This is a genomic window from Aeribacillus pallidus (assembly GCF_050478865.1).
Taxonomy (GTDB): Bacteria; Bacillota; Bacilli; order Bacillales; family JACDOC01; genus JACDOC01.
The window spans coordinates 1-2,170 of the sequence record NZ_JBCNBW010000063.1; the positions used below are offsets into that span (position 1 = coordinate 1).

General features: G+C 36.1%; 1 protein-coding gene and 1 riboswitch. The gene reads right to left on the reverse strand.

Features of this window, described 5'->3' with window-relative positions; all coding sequences use genetic code 11:
* Positions 1-155 precede the first annotated feature (155 nt).
* Positions 156-1,547 (reverse strand): peptide MFS transporter, encoded by a 1,392-nt coding sequence (locus ABES52_RS13745; protein ID WP_429651751.1) that lies wholly within the window; start codon positions 1,545-1,547, stop codon positions 156-158.
* A gap of 356 nt (positions 1,548-1,903) precedes the next feature.
* Positions 1,904-2,005, reverse strand: a riboswitch (purine riboswitch).
* Positions 2,006-2,170 lie beyond the last annotated feature (165 nt).

A 2,170-nucleotide genomic window follows, 5' to 3' on the forward strand; every position in this document is an offset into this window, starting at 1 on the left:
ACATTTAGTATAGAGCCGAAATATTTCACAATGTTATTTTACCACAAGTTAGCAACAATAGTGTGACGATTTTGTGAAGACTTACTTCATAAGTATTCCATCTGAATTCCATAAAAAAACTACCTTGGACAAACATCCAAGGTAGTTTTTTACGATTAATCCATCATTTGAACAAGTTTTTTCGAAATGAATAGTAAAATTAATCCAAGACCGATCGTTACAAAACCGATTAAGCTGAACACTTCTAAATAACCTAAAGAAGAAGTATAGGCAGCGAGACGGCCAGCAACAATATTCGCCACACCAGAGCTTGCAAGCCATACGCCCATTAGTAAAGAAGCAAGCTTTACTGGAGCGATTCGGCTGACTAGCGACAAGCCAACAGGTGAAAGCAGTAATTCACCGAGAGTGTGTAAGAAGTAAGTGGCGATAATAAACAGGACGTTTGCTTTAACGACGATATTTGCTTCATCGCTACCCGTTTGTAACACAGCTAAGGTTACAACTAAAAATCCAAGACCAAGTAGAATCATTCCTAATCCCATTTTCGTTGGGATACTTAAATCACCGCGCTTAGAATAGGACAGTTTTAACCAAAGAGCCGATAATATTGGAGCTAAAATAACAATAAATAACGGGTTCAATGATTGGAACCAAGAAATAGGAATTTCGTACCCGAATAAATCGCGGTCCACAAATTTCGCTGTATATAAGGTTAAAGAGCTTCCTGCTTGTTCAAAGCCTGCCCAGAAGGCAACAACGAATACGGCTAAAATGAAAATAACGGCAGTTCGTTGTTTTTCCTTTTTCGTTAATGGTTTTTTTTCAACGACACCTTGATCGTTGACTTGCGGTTTACCTGTTGGTTTTTTTCCGATATCGCCAAGGTAACGGTTACCGAAAATATTGAAAATTAATTGTCCAATAATCATTCCGATAGAAGCTGCTAAGAAACCGTATTTAAAACCGTAATGAACAAATCCATCGACTGTCGTTTTAAAGAAATCTTCTGCTAAAAATCCGATGACAAGTGGAGCAAAAAACGCACCAATGTTAATTCCCATATAGAAAATCGTGAATGCCCCATCTCGACGGCGGTCATTTTCTTCGTATAATTCTCCTACTAATGTAGAGATATTTGGTTTAAAGAAACCATTACCAATAATAAGTAAGGCTAATCCAATATAAAGAGCGGTATATGTTTGGCTTGAGAACAGGGCGAAGTTACCTAATGCCATTAATATACCACCGATCGTAATGGCTAGACGTCTGCCTAAAAAGCGGTCGGATAAATAGCCCCCAACTAATGGTGTTAAATAAACGGCTCCTGTAAAGAAACCATATAACATTAACGCGGCTTCCTCTTTCATCCCTAATCCACCGCTAATAACAGCAGTTGTTAAGTAGAGAACAAGGATAGCACGCATACCATAGTAGCTAAAACGTTCCCACATTTCAGTAAAAAATAGTAGATACAATCCCGGAGGATGTTTCTTGGAGGAACGTTCTTCAATCTGCTCATGTTGAATTTCTGCTGATGCTTGCATAATGAACCCCCAAATCAATTATTTTTTTAAAAACATGTTATTATATTAATTTACAAACAATTTAGATGTCAATAAATTAAGATAAATTGCTATTTTTTCGAAGTGTACCAAGAGTACAAAAAGACTGAATATTATCATCTGATTTCGTTTATTTATTATTTTAAAATAATTAAATCGGTAAATCGATTGTTTTTTCAGAAAAATAATACACACATAAAAAAGAACGACCTATAATGAGTCGTTCTTTTTATTAAGGAAGGAGACTTCTCCTAGCATTATTAGATACATTTGCTGAAGGAACTGTCGGGAGAGACAGTTCCTTGACTGGAGGATAAGGAGAACGAAAAAGGAAACATTTTTTCATTCTACTCCCTCGTAGTCAAACTATTTACGGTAGTTTGGTAGAAACTTCTGGACCGTATCTCCAAAATTATACGAGTATGAGTGCCCTTATTATAAAGAAAATTCTTTTTTCTTGTCAATAGAAGTTTATTCCGCTCTAACTTACGCTAAGACTTCCGCTTCAAAATCAAAGAAGTTTAGTAGGAATTATGCGCCAGTAAGAACCAAACTATCACCCACTAATGAAAGTTTTCTTTTATATAGGCTCTGTTAAACGATAC